This window comes from Dactylosporangium sp. CS-047395 (genome assembly GCF_050942185.1).
In the GTDB taxonomy this organism is placed as follows: domain Bacteria; phylum Actinomycetota; class Actinomycetes; order Mycobacteriales; family Micromonosporaceae; genus Dactylosporangium.
Window position 1 is genome coordinate 4537841 of the sequence record NZ_CP192015.1, and the last position, 20923, is coordinate 4558763.

17 protein-coding genes are annotated in these 20923 nt (G+C 69.2%); 7 read left to right on the top strand and 10 right to left on the bottom strand.

What is annotated here, in order from left to right; all coding sequences use genetic code 11:
- Positions 1 to 643: 643 nt before the first annotated feature.
- Genes ACQP00_RS21280 through ACQP00_RS21290 form a run of 3 tightly spaced genes read right to left on the bottom strand, consistent with a single transcriptional unit; the run spans position 644 to position 3272 of the window.
- Positions 644 to 1540: a metal ABC transporter permease gene (locus ACQP00_RS21280; protein ID WP_433221663.1), complete on the bottom strand. Its 897-nt coding sequence runs from the start codon at positions 1538 to 1540 to the stop codon at positions 644 to 646.
- Positions 1537 to 2394, bottom strand: a complete 858-nt coding sequence (locus ACQP00_RS21285) for a metal ABC transporter ATP-binding protein (protein WP_433221665.1) — start codon at positions 2392 to 2394, stop codon at positions 1537 to 1539. Before ACQP00_RS21285 ends, ACQP00_RS21280 begins: the two co-directional genes overlap by 4 nt.
- The gene (locus ACQP00_RS21290) at positions 2391 to 3272 is read right to left on the bottom strand and encodes a metal ABC transporter solute-binding protein, Zn/Mn family (protein WP_433223938.1); all 882 of its coding nucleotides are present in this window, start codon (positions 3270 to 3272) and stop codon (positions 2391 to 2393) included. Before ACQP00_RS21290 ends, ACQP00_RS21285 begins: the two co-directional genes overlap by 4 nt.
- A 361-nt stretch (positions 3273 to 3633) precedes the next feature.
- Between ACQP00_RS21290 and ACQP00_RS21295 the strand changes: the two genes are divergently transcribed.
- From ACQP00_RS21295 to ACQP00_RS21320, 6 genes are all read left to right on the top strand, one after another.
- Complete coding sequence (locus tag ACQP00_RS21295) at positions 3634 to 4599, top strand: ATP-binding protein (protein WP_433221667.1); 966 nt, start codon at positions 3634 to 3636, stop codon at positions 4597 to 4599.
- Between the two features lie 23 nt (positions 4600 to 4622).
- Complete coding sequence (locus tag ACQP00_RS21300) at positions 4623 to 5015, top strand: SCO5389 family protein (RefSeq protein WP_433221669.1); 393 nt, start codon at positions 4623 to 4625, stop codon at positions 5013 to 5015.
- The gene (locus tag ACQP00_RS21305) at positions 5005 to 6057 is read left to right on the top strand and encodes an LLM class flavin-dependent oxidoreductase (RefSeq protein ID WP_433221671.1); all 1053 of its coding nucleotides are present in this window, start codon (positions 5005 to 5007) and stop codon (positions 6055 to 6057) included. Before ACQP00_RS21300 ends, ACQP00_RS21305 begins: the two co-directional genes overlap by 11 nt.
- Before the next feature lie 31 nt (positions 6058 to 6088).
- Positions 6089 to 6493 (top strand): Fur family transcriptional regulator, encoded by a 405-nt coding sequence (locus ACQP00_RS21310; protein ID WP_433221673.1) that lies wholly within the window; start codon positions 6089 to 6091, stop codon positions 6491 to 6493.
- A gap of 318 nt (positions 6494 to 6811) precedes the next feature.
- The gene (locus ACQP00_RS21315) at positions 6812 to 7111 is read left to right on the top strand and encodes an ArsR/SmtB family transcription factor (RefSeq protein WP_433221675.1); all 300 of its coding nucleotides are present in this window, start codon (positions 6812 to 6814) and stop codon (positions 7109 to 7111) included.
- A gap of 209 nt (positions 7112 to 7320) precedes the next feature.
- Positions 7321 to 10431, top strand: coding sequence for a hypothetical protein (locus ACQP00_RS21320; RefSeq protein WP_433221677.1), 3111 nt, complete (start codon positions 7321 to 7323; stop codon positions 10429 to 10431).
- A gap of 1339 nt (positions 10432 to 11770) precedes the next feature.
- Here the strand turns inward: ACQP00_RS21320 and ACQP00_RS21325 are convergent.
- The 7 genes from ACQP00_RS21325 to ACQP00_RS21355 form a co-directional block, all read right to left on the bottom strand.
- The gene (locus ACQP00_RS21325) at positions 11771 to 13657 is read right to left on the bottom strand and encodes a TIGR03773 family transporter-associated surface protein (protein WP_433221679.1); all 1887 of its coding nucleotides are present in this window, start codon (positions 13655 to 13657) and stop codon (positions 11771 to 11773) included.
- Between the two features lie 504 nt (positions 13658 to 14161).
- Positions 14162 to 15058 carry an anchored repeat-type ABC transporter permease subunit gene (locus ACQP00_RS21330; protein ID WP_433221681.1) on the bottom strand — a complete coding sequence of 299 codons (897 nt, stop codon included), beginning with the start codon at positions 15056 to 15058 and terminating at the stop codon, positions 14162 to 14164.
- Positions 15059 to 15062: 4 nt separating this feature from the next.
- On the bottom strand, positions 15063 to 15794 hold the full coding sequence (locus ACQP00_RS21335; protein ID WP_433221683.1) for an anchored repeat-type ABC transporter ATP-binding subunit: 732 nt from the start codon (positions 15792 to 15794) through the stop codon (positions 15063 to 15065).
- Positions 15795 to 15823: 29 nt separating this feature from the next.
- A complete protein-coding gene (locus ACQP00_RS21340) occupies positions 15824 to 16786 on the bottom strand; it encodes a choice-of-anchor M domain-containing protein (protein ID WP_433221685.1) in 963 nt (320 codons plus the stop codon).
- A gap of 159 nt (positions 16787 to 16945) precedes the next feature.
- A complete protein-coding gene (locus ACQP00_RS21345; RefSeq protein WP_433221687.1) occupies positions 16946 to 18532 on the bottom strand; it encodes an anchored repeat ABC transporter, substrate-binding protein in 1587 nt (528 codons plus the stop codon).
- Positions 18533 to 18737: 205 nt separating this feature from the next.
- The gene (locus ACQP00_RS21350; protein ID WP_433221688.1) at positions 18738 to 19412 is read right to left on the bottom strand and encodes a choice-of-anchor M domain-containing protein; all 675 of its coding nucleotides are present in this window, start codon (positions 19410 to 19412) and stop codon (positions 18738 to 18740) included.
- A 63-nt stretch (positions 19413 to 19475) separates the two neighbouring features.
- A complete protein-coding gene (locus ACQP00_RS21355) occupies positions 19476 to 20132 on the bottom strand; it encodes a choice-of-anchor M domain-containing protein (protein ID WP_433221690.1) in 657 nt (218 codons plus the stop codon).
- Positions 20133 to 20370: 238 nt separating this feature from the next.
- Here ACQP00_RS21355 and ACQP00_RS21360 point away from each other — a divergent pair, with 238 nt between their 5' ends.
- Positions 20371 to 20640, top strand: a complete 270-nt coding sequence (locus ACQP00_RS21360; protein ID WP_433221692.1) for a hypothetical protein — start codon at positions 20371 to 20373, stop codon at positions 20638 to 20640.
- The last annotated feature ends 283 nt before the right edge of the window (positions 20641 to 20923 follow it).

The following is a 20923-nucleotide window of genomic DNA, read 5'->3' on the forward strand; positions in this document are numbered from 1 at the left end:
GCCATCCACGGGCGGCCAGGGTCCGCCGAATCCGGCGCAAGATGGCTGATGCGGTCGCCCTGGCCAAGCTCTACGGTGTTGAAGAGGCCGATCAGGGCCCTCGGCGTCGCGGCCCCTGGTCGGTATCGGCGGGGACGCCGACGACGACGCCATCCGCATCCTCCAGGTCAACGCTGGCCGCTACGACCACGACGGAGGGATGCGCGGTGGCAACCACATCGAGCCGGGCTGGGTCCTGATCCTGCCCGCGACGGCGCATCACCGGCGGCCGGGCCAGGCCAGGGCCCGGCGGCCGGTGCCGGGGAGGCCGGACCGGCCGGATCGCCGGCGCACCTGGACCCTGGTGATGTCACCGCCGCGCCGATACCTGACGCAGGCACCACCCCCAGCGCCAGCCCCAGCGTCGCCCCGGCCTATGGCGGCGCCGGAAGCCCGTCCGCATCGGGTGGTTCCGGAGTCGATGAACGACATCCCGTGCGGGCGCTGCCGGTTCCGGCTGGTCCGGCAGCAATCGCACAATTGCCGCCTGGGCGGCTCGCAGATTGCTGCCCGCGTGCGGGGTCGCCGTCGGCAGGGTGGTGTCACAACCTTCAAACCACGACTCTCGATGAGAAGGCGCCGCCGGCTGCCTCATTGGGCACAATCAGCCCACGGTGTACGACTGGGCAAGTTCGGTCGGTCTGGGGAATCTCACCCGTGTCTGGCGGCGGGCGCCGATGAGGCGGCAGACGAGGTAGATGGTGAAGGAGACCGTGGTGACGTAGGGGCTGATGGGGATGCTGCTGCCGAGGGCGAGCAGGATGCCGCCGACGGTCGAGGCGACGGCGAAAGCGACGCTGAGGAGGGTGGCGAGTAGCGGCGAGGCGGTGACGCGGACAGCTGCGGCGGCTGGGGTGACGAGGATGCTGAGCACGAGGAGCGCGCCGACGATCTGGACGGACATGGCTACGGCGAGGCCGAGCAGGAGCATGAACGCCGGGGACAGGGCGGCGACGGGGACGCCGCGGGCGGCGGCGAGGTCAGGATCGGTGCTGGCGAAGCTGAGTGGGCGCCAGATGATTGCGAGGCCGATGAGCACGATTATCGAGGTGGTGATCAGCCAGGACAGCTGGGGTGTGTCGACGGCGACGATCTGGCCGGTGAGCAGGCCGAACTTGTTCGCGGCGCGGCCTTTGTAGAGGGCGAGAAACAGGACGCCGAGGCCGAGTCCGAATGGCATGAGGACGCCGATGATGGAGTTGCGGTCGCGGGCGCGACTGCCAAGGACGCCGATGACGACCGCGGCGAGGATCGAGCCGACGAGTGAGCCGGCCACGACGTTCACGCCGAGAAGCAATGCGCCGGAGGCGCCGGCGAAGGAGAGTTCGCTGATGCCGTGTACGGCGAAGGCCAGGTCGCGTTTGATGACGAAGGTGCTGATCAGACCGCCGACGACGCCGAGGATCGCGGCGGCGATGAGCGAGTTGTGCACGAGGGTGAGCAGCTGCGGGTAGTCGGTGAAGTTGAAGACACGGTCCCAGAAATCGGCCGGAGAGGTCACGCAGCACCGCCGGTCCCGGCCAGGGCATGGTCGGGTTCGGGGGCGGTGTGTGGCAGGCCGGCGACGACGATCCGGCCGCCGGTGTGGATGACGTCGACGGGCATGTCGTACAGCTCGCTGAGCGTGGTCGAGTTCAGCACCTCCGTCACTGGGCCGATGCGGAACTGGCCGCCGGCGAGGTAGAGGACGCGGTCGACGTAGGGCAGCACGGGGTTGATCTCGTGGGTGACGAAAACGACGGCGGTGTTGCTGGTGCGGCGCCGGGCGTTGACGAGGGCGGTGACCGTGCGCTGGCTGCGCAGGTCGAGGGAGAGTAGCGGTTCGTCGCACAGCAGCAGTTTGGGGTCGGCGACGAGGGCCTGGGCGATGCGGACGCGTTGCTGCTCGCCGCCGGAGAGCCGGCCGATGGGTGCGTCGGTGTAGTGGGCCGCGCCGACGGCCTCGAGGACGGCTTCGATCTGCCGGCGGCGGGCGCGGCTGGGCCAGCCGATGCCCCAGCGGTGGCCGTCGAGGCCCTGGCCGACGACGTCGCGGACGCGCAGCGGGACGAGCGGGTCGGTGTGGCGTTGCTGCGGGACGTAGCCGATGTCGTCGCGGGCCTGCCGCGGCGGTCGGCCGGCGACCAGGACGGTGCCGGTGTCCAGGTGTTGCAGGCCGAGGACGGCGCGCAGGAAGCTGGTCTTGCCGGAGCCGTTGGCGCCGAGCACCGCGAGGAACTCGCCCGGCGCGACCAGCAGGTTCAGACCCGACCACAGACGGCGCCGGCCGTAGCGCAGCGACGCGTCGCGCAACGCCAGCGCCGCAGCGCTGGCGTGCGCGACGTCATTCGTCGCTGACGTGGTGCGGCTGGTCATCGCAGTGCGGTCTCGATCGCCGTCAGGTTGCCGGTCATCCATGTCAGATAGTCCTTGCCGTCGGGCAGTGTTTCGGTGACGGGTATTACCGCGATGTTGTTCGCCTTGGCGGCGCCCAGGACCTTCTCGGTTTCCGGGCCGGTGGTCTGTTCGTTGTAGGCGAGCAGCTTGACCTCTTTGTGGGCGAAGAGGTCGAGGGTCTGCTGCAGCACGTTCGCCGGGACATCGGTGCCTTCTTCGATGGCCTCGCTGAACTCGTCGGGGGTCTTGTTCTCCAGCCCGCACGCCTCGAGCATGTACAGCGGTACCGGCTCGGTGATCGCCGCTCCGGCCCCGGTGTGCGCGGTCTTGATCGACGCCTCTTTGGCTTCGAGCTGCTGCACCTTCTGCTTGAACGTGGCGGCGTTGGCGATGAACGTCGAGGCGCCCGCCGGGTCTGCCTCGCCCAGCGCGGCGGCCAGCTGGTCGGCGAGTTTCTCGACGGTGGGGAAGTCGTACCAGACGTGCTCGTTGAGCTCTTCGCCGCTGGTGGCTTTCTTGCCGGAGATGTCGACGACGTTGAGGACCTTGGGCGTGTTGCCGGCTGACTTGAGCATGGTGTCGACGAAGTCGTCGTAGCCGCCGCCGTTCTCGATCACCACCTTGGCCTTCGATAGCGCCAGCTGGGTGCGGGCGTCGGCCTCGTAGGAGTGCGGGTCGGCGTCCGGGTTGCTGATGATCGAGGTGACTGCGGCCCGGTCGCCGGCGATCTGCTTGGCGATGTCGCCGTAAACGTTGGTCGACGCGACCACCGGCACCGCCCCGGCCGCACTCGCGGCATTTGACGACGGCGTGGCGGGCGTGTCCGACGACCCGCCGCACGCCGCCGTCGCCATCATCGTCACCGCAAGCGCACCGGCGCTCCACCAGCCCCGAGCTCGACGCGACATGATTATCGCCTACCTTTCAGCAGGTTTTTTGTAATGAAAGTCGTTTCCATCAGGACCTTAGGGCACGGTGCCCGGCGGGGCAAGGCACCCCAGGTGGTCTCGCACATACAGCCTGAGGTGCTCCATAAACGGCTGCATGACACCACACCTCCGGCTTCTATCGAGCCATTGCTACGAGCGCATAACTGCAAGCGCGAACACCGCACGCGTGGCGAATGGCCTTGCCGGCCGTTATGCCAGGTTGGGTTCGAACGGTTGCCGTTCAGCGGTTCCGCTTGACCGCGGAATTGGAAACCGATACCAATAAAGAGTGAAAGCTGCCTTCGTCGGCAAGGGCGGGAGCGGGAAGACCACCCTGGCCGCGCTGTACTGCCGGTTCCTTGCGGTCCAGGACGCTCCGCGCGTGCTGGCGTTCGACGCCGATATCAACCAACATCTGGCCGTGGCGCTCGGCGCCGATCCCGAAGAGGCAGCGCTGCTGCCGGCCCTCGGCGATCACCTGGACGAGATCAAGGAGTACCTGCGGGGCAGCAATCCACGGATCGAGTCCGCGTCGACGATGCTGAAGACGACACCGCCCGGGCCCGGATCGCGGATTCTGAGGGTCGCGGAGCCAAATCCGCTCTATGAGCAGCTGGTCCGGCCGTTCGGTGGGGTACGGCTGGCGGTGACCGGCCCGTTCGCGGCCGATGACTTGGGGGTGGCCTGCTACCACTCGAAGGTCGGTGCGGTTGAGCTCGTGCTCAACCATCTGGCCGACGGTCCGGGAGAGTACGCGGTGGTCGACATGACCGCGGGCGCGGACTCGTTCGCTTCGGGGCTCTTCACCCGGTTCGATCTGACCTTCTTGGTGTGCGAGCCGACGGTGCGCAGCGTCGGGGTGTACCGGCAGTATGTCGGCTACGCCCGGGACCACGGCGTGCGAGTCGCAGTCATCGGCAACAAGGTCGACGACGACGCCGACGTGGCGTTCCTACGCGAGCAGGTCGGCGATGACCTGCTCTGCTGGGTCGGCCGGTCCAGCTTCGTCAAGGCGACCGAACGCGGAACGTTCCTGCCGATCGACGAGCTCGAGCCCGGTAATGCCCTTGCCCTGGCCGCGATGCGGTCGGCGCTGGACCGGTGCAGCAAGGACTGGGAGCGCTACGCACGGCAGGCCGCCGAGTTCCACACCCGCAACGCCCTCGCGTGGGGCAACGCCCGCGCCGGAGCAGACCTCACCACGCAGATCGAACCGGGTTTCACCCTGGCGCCGGCGACCGCCGCCGCGCGCTGAGCACCGCACCCGAGGAGGAACACATGTCCCTGGACGTCCCCACCGCCCTGCTGGAGCGCGCAGAAGCCGGTCCAGTCGACGACGCAGAGTTCGTCGCCTGCGTGCGCGCGTCGCTTCCCTACGCCTGGACGATCATCAGCGATCTCGTCGCCGACCTGCAGACCGGCGGCGGCGACTTCGCCGACCACAGCGTCCCGCCACCGTCAGAGGCCCAGCGTGGCCAGCTGCTGCGGGCCCTAGCCAGCGACGCCATCCGCGGCGGCCTCGAACGGCACTTCGGCGTCACCCTCGCCTTCCAGAACTGCCACCGTGTCGGCGCGTTCACCCCGGCCGCAGTGGGCGGGGAACGGTACCGCGCGTTCATCTCGCCGCGCGGGCAGCTGCTCAACCAGTCGCCGGAACTGCGTGACTGCTGAACATCGGGCCGGCGCCGGGCCGGTAGACACCGGCCCGGCGTTGCAGATCGACCTGTTCCTGCTCGCCGGGCAGTTCCCCAGCTTTACCCATGCCGAGGCGTTACGCGCCGCCACAAACTACGCGATCCTGGCCGAACAAGCCGGGTTCGACGGAGTCTGGCTCGCCGAGCACCACTTCAGCAACTACGGGACCTGCCCATCCGCGGTCACCATGGCTGGGTACCTGCTGGGCCGCACGACTCGATTGCGGGTCGGCACGGCGGCGGCGATCCTGCCGACCCGGCATCCGATCGCGTTGGCCGAGGAGACCGCCCTGCTCGACGCGGTCTCCGGCGGCCGATTCGACCTCGGCGTCGCCCGTGGCGGCCCATGGATCGACCTCCAGGTCTTCGGCACCGGCCTCGACCGCTACCGCATGGACGGCTTCACCGCCGGCCTTGACCTGCTCCTGGCCGGCCTCTCCAGTGCTGGCACGGTCCGCGGCGACGGGCAACGGTTCCCATTTCCCGAGGTCGCCATGGTGCCGGTCGCGGGGCGGGACATCCCGGTGTGGATCGCGGCCACCTCGACGCCGACCGTTACTCTGGCCGCCGCCCGGGCGCTGCCACTCTTGCTGGGCATGCACGACGACGACGATGCGAAGGCCGCCATGCTCCGAGCACATACCGCAGCCGCATCTGGCTCACCAATACCCGGACACGCCTCGGCGCATCTGGCCTACGTTGCCGACACCGTCGAGGAGGCCGAGGCCACGCTGCGCCACGTCATGCCTGGCTGGCTGGCCGCCGCCGGCGGACAGCCCCGTATCGACCGCTCAGCGCCACCACGGCGCGATCTCACCGGCTACCTGGAACGGCTTCTTGCGATCCACCCCGTCGGACCGCCGGCTCGGTGCGTGCAACGCCTGGCCGCGACCGTCGCCGCCACCGGGACCAGACGACTCCTGCTCATGGTCGAGGGCGACGGCGACCCGCGCCGGACCCTCGCCAACATCGAGCGCCTCGGCCGGGAGGTCGTGCCGCCACTTCGCCGCCTACCCTGAAGTCCGCATCCGGATATATGCTGAGGTGACAATGAGTGAGACGATCGGCGGCGCGTCCCGCAACACCCGGCAACGCTTCGAAGTCCTCGCCCTGCTGGACGAGGTCACGGATTTCCGCACGCCGCAGCAGCTGCACGCCATGCTCCGCGAACGCGGCGCACAGGTCGGGCTGACCACCGTATACCGGACCCTGCAGCTGCTCCAGGACGCCGGAGAGGTCGACTCCACCCGGCTCCCGGGCGGCGACCAGCTGTTCCGCCGATGCGGGGCCAGCCACCACCACCACCTCGTCTGCCGCGTCTGCAACGCCACCGTCGAGGTCAAGGGTCCCGCCGTAGAGCGGTGGGCCGAACGCATCGCCGCCGAACACGGCTTCACCGACGTCGGGCACACCCTGGAGATCTTCGGCACCTGTTCGCGCTGCAGCCGCAGGTGACGCGATACGACGTCACCTGCTGAAATCTCGCGGTGATGGCAACCTGACACCGGATCCCACCGCGTAGGTGCTCAACGTGCCACGCGGAGACTTCAGGATTTCCCCGAGCTATCACATGCCGCGCCGACCGTTGCGGAGGTTCCGCCCCGCCGCCCGGCCCGCTCTCCTCGTCGTACATGGTTGGGTACGGGCAGGGCGACACGACAAGACAACCTCTGCCGGCGAACCCTGGTATGCGGTTATAGCGATATGACATCTCGTTATATGAAATGAAAACGAGTATCGTCTGCGCGTCCCTCCGGTAGTCGAGGAGCGCCGATGCCGACATCGTACGCTGAGCACCACAAACGGATCAGCGCACTGTTCCAGGCCCTCTCCGCACCGGCCCGGCTGGCGATCCTCGAGCTCCTGGTCACCCACCGTCAGTTGTATGTGCGGGAAATCGTCGAAGCAACCGGTGTACCGCAGACCCTTACCTCACAGCATCTTCGGATCCTGCGACACGCGCAGCTGGTCAACCGGGTACCGGCTGGCCGCAGCGTCATCTACCGCCTCGCCGACCCGCGGATCGCCGCGGTCCTCGCCGCAGCAGTGCAGTTCTTCGGCGATCCGGGATGACCTCCCCGCGTCCTGGAAGCGCCGTGTCCTCAGGAGATTTGCCTGCACCCAGGTCAGTCGTGCAGGCGACACGCGCGTTCAAAGCGCTGTTGCGCGACCTGTACGTCGCAGCTGGTCGACCGGGGTTGGCTACGGTCACGGAACATGCCCGCGCCCTCGCCGCTCGGGCCGGCGCCGGACGAGGACCGACTCGCACCGCCGTCGCGTCGATGCTGCGCGGCGACTCGGGCCTGCCAGGCGAGTACTACGCCGTGCTCGTGGGCGCCGCGCTGGCGCACGCCGGCGGTCGTGACCCGGCTGTCGCCGGCGACATCGTCCGGGCCGCGTGGCACACTGCGCACACCGCTAGCCGCACCCTGCACGGCCGGCGGCCGGGCGTCGCGGTCGGGGAGGCCGACCCGTTCGCTTTGGGTGTCCATCGGGTCAGCGACGCGCCGTTCCTGCCGGAATATTTCCGGCGGCCGCACGACGACCGGGCGGCCGGTATCGTGGCGCAGACCCGGGACGGCGCCAGCCGCATCCTGCCGATCGTCGGACTGCCGGGCTCGGGCCGGGCCCGCACCGCCTGGGAGGCCGTCCGCGCCCTGCCCGACTTGTGGCGGATCTGGTGCCCCGACGTCGATCCGGCAACCGCAGTGGCGGCGGCCGAGCCGTACACGGTCGTATGGCTCACCGACGGCACCGACCTCCTACAGCCCGCGATCGGAACAGCCTGGGCAGCGGAAGTCCGGGCCCTCACCGACCACCAGGACCGCAGTCCGGTCCTGGTGGTGATCCTCCTCTGGCCCGAGGACGCGACCACACTCACCGAGCCCCCACCCCCCGGCGAGCCGGACCCGCACGCCGCTGTGCGGGCACTGCTGCAGGGCCGGACCATCGTCGTTCCCGATGTGTTCACCCACGAGCAACTGACCGCCCTGCAGTCCAACGCGGATCCAGTTCTGCGTGCCGGCGCGGCCACCGGCGACGATCACATCGCACAGCTGCTGGCCGATGTCCCGGGCCGCCTGGGTCGCTACCGCCAGGCGCCAGCAACGGTACGGACGATCATCGACACCGCCGTCGACGCCCGCCGGTTCGGTCACCCGCCACGCATTCCGGTGACACTGCTGCGCCAGGTCCTCGACGACGACACTGCCGCGCATACCGCACTGGCCTGGGCCGCCGACGCCGGGCTGCTGATCGCATGCCCCGCAGCCGAGGTCGGGCCGACCTATCGACTGACCGGTGCCGTGCACCATGCGGCCACATCCGAACGGACGACGGTCTTTCCCCCAGCGCCGTTCTGGGACGCCCTCGCCGCGACTGTCAGCGATCCCGCCGTGCTTCGTGCGGCCGGTGAACACGCCGAACGACGCGGCCGCATCGCCCGAGCGGCGCAGATGTACCACCTCGCCATGCGTGGCGGCGACCCCACTGCGATCACCCGGTTAAGCATCCTGCGGAAGGCCGTCAGAGACCATCACGGCGCGGACGCCCTTGCTGGGCGCGCCGCTCAGCTCGGCCACCGCGTCGCGATCGAGCAGCTCAGCCTCGCCGCCGACGAACACGGCGAGGCTGCCCGCGCTGACGCCCTCGCGAACGCTGCGGCCAGCGCCGGCAACACAGCTCTGGCCTGTCAGCTTGCCGGACGCCATCCCGGCACGGCCCGGGCCGGGAACCTCTACCGGGCAGCGGCCGACCACGGCGACGCGTCCGCTGCGGCCGAGCTCGCCCTGATCGCCTACACCCGCGGCGATGCCGACGACCTCAAGCGGTACGGACGGCAGGCCGCCGCCGGCGGTGACACCAGCGCCCTCCGTCGCATCGCCGAGCTGTACCGCACTAGCGGGGCCGCCAAGGAAGCAGAGCGGTTCGCGGTCGCCGCGGCCCGGTACGGCAGCGCCTACGAACATCGGGTGCTGCGGGAGGAACAACGCTGGTTCGGCCGACCCGAGGCGGCGGCGAACCTCCTGACGCGCATCGCTGACGACGCCGACGGCGCGGCCCTTCGCCGCCTGCAGGCAACGAGCGTGGTCAGTCTCACTCGGGCCATCTCCACCGCGCTTCGGCTGGCCTGCCGCCGGCACACCGGCCCCCTACGCGCCCTCGCCGCCGACCGGCAACATGCCGGCGACAGAGCGGGCGCGGTGCGGCTGGCGGTCATCGCCGCGCGGTGCGCGGACCCATCGTCGCTGACCGATCTCACGATGCACCTCGCCGCGGCCGGCGATCACGACGGTGCCATCCGAATGGCTGAACGGTCCGCGTCATTCGGCGACAGCACCGCACGGCGCCGGCTGGCCCGAGTCCTTCGGCGACACGGCCGTCCCGCCGAAGCGGAGCGACTCCTCGCGCTCGCCGCTGCCTCTGGCGACCCAGATGCCCTGTTCGACCAGGCTCGGACCCTCCACCAGAGCGGCGACATCGAAGCCGCCGAACCGCTGTACCGGGCAGCGGCCCGCGGTGGCGTGGGCGACGCCGCCAACACCATGTCCCAGCTGCTGCAAGCAACCGACCCGGCCGCCGCTGCCCGCTACGCCCAGCTCGCGGAACAACTCGGGCATCCCACTGCCCCACGCGACCTCGGCCTGGCCCGCGAACTCGCTGGTGACCTGCCCGCCGCGGCTGCGCTGTACCGCCACGCCGCCGACCACGGCGACGACACCGCAGCCCAGCTCCTGGCCCGACTCTGGGACCGCCACGCACGAAGCGACGCCGGAGCACTGGCCACCGCAGCGGCCGAACACGGCACCCCGGCCATACTGCGGCACCTCGCCGGCCTGCGCCGACGCCACAACCCCGACGAGGCCGCAGCCCTGGCCTGGTCCGCGTACACCCACGGCGACCAGCAGTCCCTGCTCGACCTGCCGCACATGCGGGCCGAAGACGACGGCGACCCGGTCCGCGCCGAGCACCTTGCCCTCGGTGCCACGGTGCACTGCCGTCGGCGGGCCGTCGCAGACCTCGGCACGGTCCGGGCCCTGACCGGCGATCTCGCCGGCGCGGAACGTCTATACCGCCGGGCGGCAGCGGCGGGCATCCCAGTCGACGTTCGGACGACCACTCGAGCCCGAATGGCCGGCTACGCGCCGCCGCCCCTCGACGTCACCAACCTGTACGAGCAAGCAGGCGCCCACATCATCCTCGCCCGACGTGAGCTCGCCGACGGCAACCTGCAGCAGGCCATCGCCCGGTGCATCCTCGCAGTCAACGCCGCTGACCCCGAGGCCATACCGGAGCTGGCCCGGATCCACCGCACGGCTGGAAACCGGGTCGCCGCCGACATGATCGAGCGGTACGGCCTGGCTGATGACGGCGAACCAGCCGCGGTGTGGTGACCCGACCCCAGCAGCAGGCGCCACCGCCCGCATAGCCAGTACGTGACGAATGCATCCCGGCGTAACGCTGAACCAGGTCGCGCACTGTGGTCGCTGCCACCCGTCACCACTATGAGAGCCACGCGCTCCATTCACACATACGGCCCGCTGAGAGCAGTCAGCGATTGGGACACCGGCCATGATGCTCCGCTGCCCACGTTCACGCAGTACATCCTGGCGGCGCAACCGTGACTTTCCGCGCTGCAGACGCCCTGCAGCCGGACTCCGCACGCGATCGGCCGCTGGCCTGCGCTCAGCTCGCCAGCAGGCCGCCGATGCCAACACCACGCCAGCTCCTCAGGCCGCTGGGCGGCGTGCGATCGTGAAGCGAATGACTGTGCGCAGGCTGATGTGTTCTCGGCAACCTGTTTTGGTACCAGGGTTTCAACTTCTTCTGGTACCAGTGACATCGACAGAGTTCGTTTGGCAATGCCTTCTGGCCCCACCTTGGCATCGTGAGCGCGCTACTACGAGATGGCCGCTGTTGGCTCGCCGGTCGGGCCGCCGTCCGGAGTTGAGCGATCGGTCCGAGCGGTGCCGAGGTGGCGCCTCGAGATACCCGGTCGGCACGAGCGCCAGCGTAGACCAGGGGTTCGCCGACGGACTGTCCCGAGCGTCAAGCCTGGTGCCGTGCGAACCGCTCGGTCGGCGTCCCGTCGCGAGCCGCCGACTGGGGGTCGTGGTGGCCGGCGGGCTCCATCGGACGCATCGACGACCGTGTGGGGCCACGAGAAGTTGGAATGGACCGGGTCGTGCTGGCGCCGTCCGGCGTCTGTGCCGAGGTGCGTGCGTCGCGACAGCGGCGACGTATCCGGGCCGCTGCGGCGCGGAGGTGGGGGATAGCAGGCGTCGACACTGGTCAACCGACTCGCGGTCGCTTGGCGGCGGGCACTGATCCGGTTGGGTGTACACAGGTTCGTCTGCGCTGATGCCAACTGTGACCGGAAGATCTCCGCCGAACAGACCGGTGCCGCTCTGCGGGTGGTCCCGCGTGGGCGGAGATTGTCGCGTCGGCGTTAGGCGGACGGCCGGGCGCGCCGTGAGTGGCGTTCTTGCGGCTCCGGCCAACCGGTGACGTTGCTGCATACCATCCGCCGCCTCGCAGACTGCCTCGTCCAGATTCGGGACGTGCTTGGCGTCGACGATGTCGCGGTCAAGCAAGGCTCGGCTCGAAGGCCTTCAAGAGTTGGCGTCGCCCGGCATGCCGATACGTACATGCGACAGCACCTGCCCCGTGCTGGCGAAGGTGCCCGGCTGGTTCGGCGTCCGTGCATCGCCGAACCGGCCGGGCAGGTGGGTGTTAGGCAGATCCGGGTCCGGCCGGGTCGCCGGGCGATGGCGTGATGTCCGGGGCCGCCGGTGACAGCTGCGGTCTGCGGGGACGGCGCAGTGAGGCCGCGGTTACTAGCGCGACGCCGAGGGCGAGCATGCTGAGGCCGCCGCACAGCGGACCTTGCAGGGATATGCCGGTCGCCGGCAGCCGGCCGGTGCCGGCGCAGCCGGTGGTGACGGTCTTCTTCGGCAGCAGCGCGTTGGGTTCGGTGTTGCCGACGGCGAACGTGACGACCTGGGTGGTGCTGGACTGCTGGCCGGAGGCCAGGGTCACGCTCTGGGTGAAGGTGAGCCTGTAGGTGCCGGCGGCGGTAAAGACCCAGTTGCCGTGGGCGTGGGTGCCGAGGGGGATGTTGTAGGTGTCGGGCAGGCCGTCTTTGCTGTTGAAGATGACTTTCGGCTGGCCGAACGAGTCATATTCGAAGATCGACAGAGCGCCGGGGCCGGTAAGGGCGGTCAGTTTCCAGGTAACCGAGCCGGTGACCTGGGCGGTGGTGATCTCCTCGGTGTTCCAGCCGGCCCACAGGATGCCCTGTTGCTGGGTCTGCGGGATCTGCCAGATCGCACTGTTGGACGGCCCGATGAAGTCAAACGGTCCCGCCGGGACCTTCCCAGCGGCCTTGTCGGTGAGGTGGAACACGACGTCCGGCGGGGAACGCCACGCCGTGGTGCCGGCTTTCGTGCCGTCCTTGATCTGCGAGACGAGTTTGCCGTTGACGATGCGGGCGGCGTAGTCGACGTGCCCTTGGTCGAGCACGACACCGCCCGTGCTGGTGCTGGTCGTCGGGACGCAGGTCGTCTGCGTCGGTGCCGCGGTCGTGGGCGCCGTGGTGGTCGTGCCTTCCGTCGGCGGCGCCGTGGTCTGCGCCGGCGGGGACGTGGTGGAACCGGTCGGGCTGACGGTCGTTGACGGGCTCGCCGATTCTGACGGGGACGCCGACACCGATGGCGAAGGGCTGGCCGGCGGTGTCGTCGGTGGGATAGTGGTTCCGGGGACCACCATGATCGGCAGCGTAGCCGAGGTCGCCGGTGCGTAGTGGTTGTCGTAGCGGGGCACGAACCGGGCCGACAGCGTGTGGTCGCCGGCGGCGAGGCCGGTCCTGGCGAGGGTGGCAGTGCCGTCGACGACCTCCGCGCTACCCAGCGATGTCGTGCCGTCAAGGAACTCCGCCCAGCCGGTGGCCTGCGGCGGGGACATCCGTGCGGTGAGGGTGAGTGGGTCCCCGGCCTGCACACCGTCGGGCGTCGCGGTGAGGGTCGCCGTGGTCGCGATGGGGACCAAGTCGGTGGTTTCGATCCCGCCGACGTACCACGTGTAGTCGAGCGGGCCAGAGCTCACCGTGTCACCGCCCGGCGTGGTTGCGGTGGCTTCGAAGGTGAGGGTGTACCAGCCGAGCGCGGTGAACGCCCAGTTGGTGTGGACGTGCACGCCGGTCTGCAGCGTCTTCGTGGCGTAGGCCGGATCGGTGGCGGAGAACACCCGGGCCGGTGTGCCGTCCGGGTTGAACGAGAACACCTCCGCCGTCCCGGGCCCCTGCACGTTCTGCAGGTGCAGGTCGACGGTGTCACCGGCGAACGTGCCCGGCAGGATCGACTCGGTGTCGAAGCCGGGCCAGATCACCGCCGGGTTCTGCGTCTCCGGGGCCACCCAGATCGATGCACCGGCCGCGCCGAGGAAGCCGTAGACCGGATCCTCCGGCACCTGCACGTGGGTATCCGGTGTGTCACGGAGCTGAAAGATCAGGCGGCCGGGGTCGTCGTACTCGAACGGCTCATAACCGATCCGGGTCTGCAGCCGCAGCGCCCTGTCGGTCCACTGCACATCCAGCGCGTCGGTGTGCACATCGTTAAGCACTCGCCGCTGCCCGCTCACCGGCGGCGCAGCCGCAGCGGCCGGCGTGGTGACCGCGTACAGACCTGCCAAGACCACCGCCGCAGCCGCCGCGCCGGCCGCGGTCCATCGCCGCAGCCCGGCATGTCGCACCGCTGCCCGTTGCATCAGAACACCCCTCACTTCATATCCATTCATCGTGCGTAAGGTCCGATACCGTGCGACACGGTCCGCAGCCCAATCGGCGTTGGTCGCCGACTGGCGACCCGCCGCGGAAGCCCACCTATCGAAGGAAAAAATGGCGCTCTATTGCAGCTGATATTCGTTTTCATTAGATCGTCAAGTTGTCGGATCGCCACACCTGGAGGCATTGGTGTGATGCCGGTCCTGCGGAGCACTGACTGCACAGTGAACCGGCGGCCGGGCTTCCCGCGGCGCGTGCAGCCCGACTACCCCGGTGCCGCTACGGCTGTCGGCCGGGCGCGGCAGTGTTAAGACAAGGCAGGTCCGGCGATGCGGGTGCTGGTGTCAGGGCGTGGTTGGCTCGGAACGGTTCTGGTACTGCTGATGGCTGGTGCGGCGGCGTTGCCGGGCGATCAGGCCACGCTGTGGGGCGAGGAACCAGGCGGTCAGGAATGCGGTGGTGAGGACAAGGACGATGGTGCCGCCGGTGGGCAGGTCCCAGGACCAGGAGATGTACAGGCCGACCACGGCGGATCCGGCGCCGAGCGAAGGGGCGAGGGCCATCATGCGGCCGAGCCGGTCGGTGAGCAGCCGGGCGGTGGCGGCGGGGGTGACGAGCAGGGCCAGGACGAGGATGTTGCCGATGGTCTGCACGCTGATGACCACGGCGAGGGTGACCATGACGTAGAGGGTCAGGTCGAGCCAGAACACCCGCAGACCGAGCGCGCGGGCGCTTTCACGGTCCACCGAGACGGTGACGAGCTCCTTGTGCAGCAGGAGGATCACGGTCAGGACGGTGAGGCCGGTTCCCGCGACGACGTATAGGTCGGAGGTTGGGATGCCGGTGATGGAGCCGAACAGGAACTGTTGCAGCGAGCCGGCATAGCCGGGGGCCTCGGAGATGATGACGATACCGAGCGCGAACGCGGCGACGAAGAGCACCCCGATGACGGTGTCTTCGCGCAGACGGCGGCTGTGGGAGAACACCGCGACGAGGACTGCGGTGGCCAGCCCGGCGATCGATCCGCCGAGGACGAGGTTACCGGATACGACGAACGCGATGGCGAGGCCGGGAAACACGGCGTGGGAGACGGCGTCGCCGATGAAGGCCATGCCGCGCAGGACGACGTAGCAGCCGACCACGCCGCACACGATGGAGGACATGACGGCGATGGCGAGGGCCTTGGGCAGGAACGCCAGATCGGGGTTGAGCAGGTCGGTGAGGAACTCGAGCGGGTTCATGCGGTCATACCGCCTTGAGGATGCGCAGCAGGGCGCTGTGCTCGGTGACGTCGAAGGTGCGCATCCACACCGGCGGGTCGCCGGCCAGCTTGGCGGGCGTGCCGGTGGCAATGACGGTGCGATTGAGCAGGGCGATCCGGTCACACGTGTACAGGGCGCTGGCCAGATCGTGCGTGGTCATCAACACGGCCCGGCCTTCCCGGGCCAGGCCGATGAACAGGTCGGACAGCAGTTCCTGGGTCGGCATGTCCAGGCCGGTGAACGGTTCGTCGAGCAACAGCACCCGCGACTGCAGGGCGAGAGCGCGGGCGACGAGGATGCGTTGCCGCTGCCCTCCCGACAGCTGCTCGATCGGGCGGTCGGCGAGGTCGGTGAGCCGGACCCGGTCGAGCGCGTCCGCGACCGCTTCCCACGCGGCCCGGTCCGGGCGGCGCAGCAGCCCGAGCCGGCCGGTCAGGCCGGTCATGACAGCGTGCGCGACCGAGATCGGGAACTGCCACGCGAACTCGTGCCGCTGGGGCACATACCCGACCGGAGTGCGTCCGGCCCGCACCGACGTCCCATCCAGGACGATGCGGCCGGCTGCAGGGCGCAGCAGACCTAGCGCAGTGCGCAGCATGGTGGTCTTGCCGGCGCCGTTCGGGCCGAGTAAGCCGACCAGCTCGCCCCGTTCGACTGTCAGCCGCACGGCCGAGAGGACTTGGCGGCCGCCGAGGTCGACGTCCACGTCGTCCATGAGCAGGCCTGTCGGTGTTGTCGTCGCGGTCATCGGTTCCCGCCGCCGTCGGCGTTCGGCTGGTCCGCTGGCGTCCGATCGTCTCCGGCGGCGGTGCGGGCGGCGAAAACCCGCCGTCGGGTGCGGCTGCTCCGGGCGGCGGCGATCGTGGCGACGGTCAGCGCGGCCACCACGAGGGCGGTCACACCGACAAGCAGCCACGGCAGTGACCGTTGCGATTCGGATGCTGCCGTGCCGTCCGGGTGCTGCCCGGTCTCGGAGCTCGCCGCCGAGGGGTCGCCGGGGCTGGCCGATGGCCTCGGCCAGGACGCGGCGAGGGCATCCGTAGCCGATGTGCCGGCGCCGACCGCGAAGCGGACCAGCTGGGTGTCGCTCACCGTGCTGCCGTCGACGAGTTGGGCCTTGGCTTGCAGCTGGAGCAGGTAGACGCCAGGTTTGGTGAACACCCAGTTCGCGTGGGTGTGGGTGTTGACGTCGACCCACACCGGTTGCGGTTCCGGCTTGCGGGAATCCCAGAGGATCTGCGGGGTGCCGAAGTTGCCGGAGTGCAGGTAGACGGTGACCGTTCCGGGTCCTTGCACACCGGTCAGGGACAAGGTGATGCCCCGGTCGATCCGCTGCATCACCTGTGGGTCCTGGGTGTTCCAGCCGACCCACACGACGTCCGGGTTCTGGGTCTGCGGCACGACCCAGACCGGCGTCGCCGGTGGCGCCCCGATGAACGCGTAGGCGGGGTTGTCGGGGACCGGCAGCTTCGCCGCGTCGGTCACGTGCAGGACAGTCTGCTGCGGGTAGCGCCAGACGCTGCTCGCGCCCGGATCGGCTTTGCGGGCGTCGTCGTGGATCAGGAACCGCCAGTTGCCGTTGTCGAACTTGGGTCCCATGTCGACGTGCCCGGACTCCAGGACCCGGTCGCCGCGAACGATCTGCTGGTTGGCGTCGAGGCTCTGCCGCAGTTGCGGATCGTCGGACGGGTCCGCCGATGCCGGCACGGCTGCTACGGCGGTCGCGATGAGCGCGGCGGCAGCGGACGCGGCAGCGCGCCGCCATCCATTCGAGCGGCGGTCCATAGACACAGGAGGCATGTGTGCTCTTCCATCAGGCATCGGGCGATCGGCAAGGGGAACGTCGGGGCGTCGGCTATGTCCGGGTCAGTCGCCCAGGCAGGTCCACAGGGAGTCGGCGTTGAAGCGCATCATCTGGATGTAGGTGTGCACGTCGCCGGTGAACGTGTCGCCGTAGATCGGGCACACCCGTACCTGCTGTTCCGTAGCGACCTGCGTCAGGGTGGAGGATCGGGCTTTGAGGTTCGGTTCGAGGAAGACCGCCCGTACCTGGAGTTGCCGGATCGTCTCGGTGAGCTTGCGCCGGTCGGCCAGCGACGGCTCCGCGGACGGGTTCGGCGTCACGAACCCGGCCACGGTGATCCCGTAGGCGGCAGCGAGATAGCCGAACGCGTCATGGGTAGTGATCAGGTACCGGTTCGGCTTCGGGATCCGAGCGATGCGCTGGCGCACATAGTCGTCGGTAGCCTGCAACTGGGTGAGATACCGTTCGGTGTTGGCCCGGTAGACGGCCGCTCCGGCCGGATCCTTACCTATGAGGGTGTCGCGGATGAGTTTGACGTAGGCCATGGCGTTGCGGACGTTATGCCACAGATGCGGGTCGATCTCACCGTGGACGTGTTTGCCGAGGACCGCCTGCGGCAGCTGGTACACCTGCGCACCCGGTCGGCCGAGAAACCGGAACTGCGGCCCGGCCGGGATCTCCTCGATCGCTTTGCCCGGCACGGCGATCACCGCTTGGCGGGCGTCGACCCACTCCTGGCTGTGTTCCCCGCCGCCGGTCGGGTCGTACAGCACCCCGAGCCGGCCGGTGTCCAGATCCGCGGTCACGTCGGCGTGGCCCTCGTCGAGGACCACGGGGTCGGTGACGCCGGCGGCGGTCGGGTTGACCCCCACCGCGAACGTGTACGTGGCCTCTCCCAGCGGCACCGCTTTGGCGGTGTAGGTGACCCGCAGCTTGGCCTGCAGGGCGAGCCGGTAGATGCCGGGCTTCGTGAACGCCCAGGACAGATGGGTATGCGCGTCCGCGGGCAGGGTCATGGTGTCGTCCCGGTAGCCGGTGGCGGCGTTGAACCCGTCGGACGAGTCGATGTAGACGTCGGTGTCACCGAAGGAGCCGGTGAGATAGGCGTACAGCTGTCCCGGGCCGGTCATCGCGGTTGCGGAGACGAGGACGTCGGAGGCCCGGGTCGCTTCGTATCCGCCCCCGTCACCGTGGACCCGGACACCCAGCCATACCGTGTCGAGGCTGGCGTGCTCGACCAGCGGAATGATCTCGGCGGCATACTTGACTGACTCCTCGGCCAGCGACACACTCGGCGCGCCATCGGCCAGATTGGCGTCCAAGGTCTTGATGACGTTGTGTTCCTCGAGCAGGGCGTAGTTGCTGAACGCGACGTCGGCGTAGACGACGTTGCGGGCATCACGCAGCGTCGGCTCGTAGGTATGCGGGTCCCCGCCGTCGGGTACCAGCGACACGACGTCGACACGGTCGCCGCCGACCTGCTGGACCAGGTCCCGCAGCAGCCCGGTGGTGGTCACCACCTGCAGGCGGATGCTGCCGGGGTGCAGTGCCGGCTTCGCCGCGCATCCCGTCAGCAGTATGGCGCCGGTGGCGAGTAGCGCCGTGACGCCGTCGCGGGCCCGCGTCGTGCGCGGCAGTCGTCCTGTCATCGTGTCGTCAACCGTTCCCGTGTCGCGGTGTTCGCAGTACCAGTGGCAGCAGATGTGAAGCCCGTCGGCGGCCGGCCGGCAGAGACCCGCCGCCGACGGCAGGGACCGCGTCATGAAGGTGTGGAGGGGGACGCAGTCCTGCTGCAACGCACCCGGCTCGTCACCTGCAGCTGTGCCGGGCGCGCGGTGAGATCGGTGGCGGCTGCTAGCCGACCTGGAAGGTGTAGGCGACGTTGCCGGAGGTGGCGCCGGCGCCGTTCTGGGCGGTGGCCTTGAACGTCAGCGTGTAGGTGCCGGCTTGGGAGAACGCCCAGTTGCCGTGGCCGTGCACGGCGGCGCCGATGCCGCCGGGCCACATCGGCAGGTTGCAGCCGGCGGCGGTGTTGCTGTTGAGCCGGAACGTCGGGACGACGCTCAGGCCGCTGGTCGCGGTGGTGTAGAGCGTGAACCGGCCGCCCGGCGGGTTCGACACGGCGCTGACCAGTTCGATCTTGATCGGGCCCTGCGCGGCGGGGACGTCGTTGGTGTCCCAGCCGGCGTAGAGCTTGTTGGCGTCGTAGGCCTGCGGCGCGACGTAGAACGTCGACCCGGCCGGGCCCAGACACGTCCAGGCCGAGCCGGACGGCACGGTGCTGGTCCAGGCGGGCAGCACCCGCAGGACGGTGCCGGTCGGGGACAGGTCGTCGGTGACCGGGCTAATCGGAGCGTGGGTCTTGATGTTGAGCGACAGGGCGCCGGCTTCGTAGTCGACGTCCAGGGCGTCGATGTGGCCGGTGGTGATCGTCGCCGCGGACGCCGGGCCGGCGGCGAGCGTCACCGCTGCCACGGTACCGACGGTCGCCGCGGTGAGCACGGCCAGCATGCGGGGTACGAGCTTCATCAGCGATCCTTTGAGGTCACGACGTCCAGCCGTGGAGCCGGTCGTCGATGGCGGTTTCGGCTGCTACTTCTGGACGCAGAACGTGATCCACACCGCCGGGGCGGTTACCGTCGCGCCGGTCGAGGCGAGCTTCGCGGTGGCGTCGACCTTGATCTTGTACTCGCCCGACTTCTCGAACGCCCAGTTTTCGTGGACGTGGGCGCCGGCCTGCAGCACGACGTTGTCGGGCAGACCGTCCTCGCTGTCGACGAGCTTGTTCGGCGAGCCGTCCGGGTTGAACGTGAACAGGCTGACCCCGTCCGGGCCGATGACCTGCTTGAAGCGGATCGTCACCGCGTCGTTGCGGAAGACACCCGGCTCGATGTCCTCGGTGGACAGGCCCGGCCACAGCAGGGTCGGGTCCTGGGTCTCCGGCAGCAGGTAAACCGACGCGCCAGGCGTGCCCAGGAAGCTGAACGCCGGGTCGTTCGGCACCTGCGTCTTGGACTGCTTCTTCGCCACCAGCAACACCTTCGCCGGGTCGAGCTCCACGCCCGGCTCGGTCCGCTCGTCGTGGATCACGATCTCCAGATGACCGTTCTCGAAGCCCACATCGACCGCGTCGACGTGACCCTGCGAGATCACCGTCACCGGCGACGCGTGCGCCGGCGTCGCCACCGCGACCGCGGCCACCGCCGATGCGGTCGCCACAACCGCCCGCAAGCCTGCTCGGTTACGCATACACACTCCATCCGTCGACAGCGCCCCAGATAGCGCTAATGCAGATGATATTCATGTTCAATAAGACGTCAAGGTGTCGATCTTTTATATATAGATCCGGCCATACTAGAGACTTCGAACCGCGCCGATGCGGTTGCCGTCGGCACTATTGAACATGATTATGATTTGTGATTGGCTGACCGCGCTGCCTGGCCCCGCACCGGGGCGGCGGCGCTTGACTGCCAGGACGAGGTGGCTCGTGCATCCGTATCTGATGGCCCTGCACGACACGTGGGAGCGCAGCGATTCCCGGTTCGTCGCCGGGCTGCGCCGTGGTGTGCCGGTGGCGCCCATCGAGTACCGGTCCGCACTGACGTCGACGCTGCGTCTCGCGTGTGTCGTGGTGCAGGTGCTCGCGCTGATCGCAGGTTCGGATCTCGGCGTTGTCGCTGCTGGAGTCCTGGCGCTGGTCGCAGCGTTGCCGACAGCCGCTCGGCCGCCGGGTCCCGGGCCTCCCGGGTCATGGTGATCAGTCCGTGCGAGCGTCGGTGCACACCGACGCTCACGGGCCACCGCACGTGCTGGCGGGCAGGGGTTCCAGTTATCCAGAGGTGCCGAGCAGACCGCCGGTGACCGGTGCGCGTCCGCACGGTGCCGCCACACGCTCCGCTCGTTAATCTGATTCCGCGGACCGATCAACGCGACTGGTCGTTTCGCTCAATCCAGCGCCCAACGTCGGCGCGCTCCGGCGTTGCGCCGGAGCGGCTGTGTCCTGACCATAACCGGATGCTGTCACGATGATCGACACCACG

Coding starts and splice junctions, on each gene's coding strand:
- ACQP00_RS21285 (WP_433221665.1), bottom strand. CDS start 2,394: ATGACCAGCCGCACCACGTCAGCGACGAATGACGTCGCGCACGCCAGC.
- ACQP00_RS21290 (WP_433223938.1), bottom strand. CDS start 3,272: ATGATGGCGACGGCGGCGTGCGGCGGGTCGTCGGACACGCCCGCCACG.
- ACQP00_RS21300 (WP_433221669.1), top strand. CDS start 4,623: ATGTCCCTGGACGTCCCCACCGCCCTGCTGGAGCGCGCAGAAGCCGGT.
- ACQP00_RS21310 (WP_433221673.1), top strand. CDS start 6,089: ATGAGTGAGACGATCGGCGGCGCGTCCCGCAACACCCGGCAACGCTTC.
- ACQP00_RS21315 (WP_433221675.1), top strand. CDS start 6,812: ATGCCGACATCGTACGCTGAGCACCACAAACGGATCAGCGCACTGTTC.
- ACQP00_RS21320 (WP_433221677.1), top strand. CDS start 7,321: ATGCTGCGCGGCGACTCGGGCCTGCCAGGCGAGTACTACGCCGTGCTC.
- ACQP00_RS21330 (WP_433221681.1), bottom strand. CDS start 15,058: ATGAACCCGCTCGAGTTCCTCACCGACCTGCTCAACCCCGATCTGGCG.
- ACQP00_RS21335 (WP_433221683.1), bottom strand. CDS start 15,794: ATGGACGACGTGGACGTCGACCTCGGCGGCCGCCAAGTCCTCTCGGCC.
- ACQP00_RS21345 (WP_433221687.1), bottom strand. CDS start 18,532: ATGACAGGACGACTGCCGCGCACGACGCGGGCCCGCGACGGCGTCACG.
- ACQP00_RS21350 (WP_433221688.1), bottom strand. CDS start 19,412: ATGAAGCTCGTACCCCGCATGCTGGCCGTGCTCACCGCGGCGACCGTC.
- ACQP00_RS21355 (WP_433221690.1), bottom strand. CDS start 20,132: ATGCGTAACCGAGCAGGCTTGCGGGCGGTTGTGGCGACCGCATCGGCG.